We start from the raw sequence: 2,239 nt of genomic DNA on the forward strand, positions 1-2,239 counted from the left end.
CTGCTGGAACTGATCCTCGGCGGATGCGCGCCGGCGGCGATCCTCCTGCGCGAACCGGACGAAATCCTCGCCCTCGGCGCGATCGTCGCCGAGGAACTGTTCGGCCGCTCGCTACCCATCGCCTGTCTCGGCGACCGCTTCGACGAACTCGCCGCCTATCCCTGGGCGCGCCTGGCCGACGGTCGCCTGGAACTCCACCGCGATGCCCCGCCGCCGCTGGAGGCCCGGCCCGCCGGGAATCGCCAGCAGCCTGCCGTGCAGATGGCGGCCGCTGAGCGGGTGGTGACGGTCGATCACTTCCGCGCTGCGCGGGTCGACGCCGCCCCAGAAGCTCAGGCCGGTCGGTGCGTACAGCAGTTCGCCGGACGCGCTGCCGGCGACCAGGGTACGGGGAACGATGAGGTGTGCGTGCTTCATCGGCGCATCCAGGACGGGGGGAAACGGCGCGGCCCGACGGCGGACCGCGCCCTCGGCTTCAGCGGTAGACCGCGCTGGTGGTCAGCTCCGGCGCCGTGCCGCCGACCCATTTCTGCGCCAGCTCGGCGTAGCGGCCGGTGCGCACCTGCTGGTTGATGAACAGGTTCAGGTAGTTGAGCAGGCCGTATTCGTTGCGCTTGGCGCCGAGGGCCACGTAGTCGATGTCATAGGGCGCGTCACCGGCGATCTTCAGGCCCTTGTACTTGCCCGACTTGATCCACGAGGCGGCGACGGTGGAAGAGACGACCGTGGCGTCGATATGCCCCTGGCTGATCGCCAGGGCGGTGTCGGCCTCGGACTGGTAGGCGCGGAAGCTGCCCTTGGCGTCGCCCCAGGCCTTGCTGTCCTTCTCCAGGGCCAGCGCCTCGAAGGTGCCGGCGGTGCCGCCGACCGGGCGGCCCTTGAGGTCCTCGTAGCTGGCGATGCCGGTGTCCTCGCGGGTCAGTACCACCTTGACGAAGGCGAAGTAGGGGATGCTCATGCCGATGGTCTTGGCCCGCTCCAGGGTGTCCGAGGTGGACGCGACGATCACGTCGGCGCGACCCGATACCAGTGCCGGGATGCGGTCGGGAAAGGGCGTCTCGACGATCTCCGCCTTGACGTCCAGGGCCTTCGCCAGGTCGTTGCAGTAATCGACGTCGAAGCCCACCGGGTTGTTCTGCGCATCGCGCGAGCCCATCGGCGGAAAGTCCAGGGTGACGGCGCAGCGCAGCTTGCCGGACTCGATGATGTCGTCGAGCTTGTCGGCCTGGGCGAGACCGGCGAGGGAACAGCCCAGGGCAGCGGTGAGGGCTAGGGCAAGGGTCTTCTTGGTATTCATGGGGGCCTCTGGCGATGCGGTTGAGCGGAAGGGCGGCACATCTCGTATTTGTGATTTCGTATACGATATTTTAAGCGAGCAATGGCTGTGCCAGAACCTCGTCCGACGCCGATAAAAAATCTTTCGCTGGAGCGCGACCGCTTTGGCTGGCGCGTCGCTGTGCCATGCCGCGCCGGACTGCGCCCCGCTCGGACGCGGCCGGCGGTGTTACAAAAGGGAGCAGGATTGCTACCGCCGCCCCGTGGCGGGGCGAGGCGTTACGCTTTTCGGGGCTGGCGATGGGTCTCGCGGTATTGGCTCGGCGAGAGTCCGGTGAGCGCCTTGAACTGGCGGCTGAAGGCGCTGTGGTCGGTGTAGCCGCAGCGCAGGGCGATCTCGGTGATCGGCGCGTCGCCGGCGAGCAGTTGCGAGGCGGCGCCGAGCCGCGCCTTGTGGATCATCTGCCGTGGGGTGAGCTGGAAGATGCGCTTGCAGTGACGCTCCAGTTGCGCCACCGAGAGCCCGGCGATGGCGGTGAGATCGGCGAGGCTGAGCGGCTGGTCGTAGTGCTCGCGGATATGCGCGTCCACCGCCGCCAGTCGGCCGTAGGCCGGGTGCGCCGACTGCGCCGCCGGCAGGTCGTGGGAGATGCCGGCCATGCCGATGATCGCCCCGTCGGCATCGCGCAGCGCCTGCTTGTGGGTCAGGCACCAGCCCGGCTGGCGACCGGGATAGAGGTGCAGCTCCAACTGGTTCTCCAGCGTCGCGCCGCCGCGCAGCACGCGCCGATCCTGCTCGGCATAGAGCGGACCGAGGCTGGAAGGGAAGACCTCGTCGGCGCTGCGGCCGAGCAGTTCGGCCTTGTCCTTCACGCCGCAGCGGCGTGCCAGGGTGCGGTTGACCAGGACGTAGCGGGCGCGCTCGTCCTTGACGAAGAACACCACGCCGGGCATGGCGTCGAGC

At 68.7% G+C, this 2,239-nt stretch carries 2 protein-coding genes and 2 pseudogenes; 1 reads left to right on the plus strand and 3 read right to left on the minus strand.

The window, feature by feature from the left end; translation table 11 throughout:
* Positions 1-234, plus strand: a pseudogene (locus tag FFS27_RS31945) (aconitase X swivel domain-containing protein); the annotation flags it as partial.
* Here FFS27_RS31945 and FFS27_RS31950 read toward each other — a convergent pair.
* The 3 genes and pseudogenes from FFS27_RS31950 to FFS27_RS31960 all read right to left on the minus strand — a co-directional run.
* Positions 223-417 (minus strand): annotated as a pseudogene (locus FFS27_RS31950) (aconitase X swivel domain-containing protein); the annotation flags it as partial. The pseudogenes FFS27_RS31945 and FFS27_RS31950 overlap by 12 nt on opposite strands.
* 58 nt (positions 418-475) lie before the next feature.
* On the minus strand, positions 476-1,297 hold the full coding sequence (locus FFS27_RS31955) for an ABC transporter substrate-binding protein (protein ID WP_003082561.1): 822 nt from the start codon (positions 1,295-1,297) through the stop codon (positions 476-478).
* 257 nt (positions 1,298-1,554) lie between these two features.
* A partial coding sequence (locus FFS27_RS31960) for an AraC family transcriptional regulator (RefSeq protein ID WP_177527270.1) occupies positions 1,555-2,239 on the minus strand: 685 nt, incomplete at its 5' end.

Origin of the sequence: Pseudomonas sp. 2VD, from assembly GCF_005503585.1 — a bacterium.
Lineage (GTDB): Bacteria > Pseudomonadota > Gammaproteobacteria > Pseudomonadales > Pseudomonadaceae > Pseudomonas > Pseudomonas aeruginosa.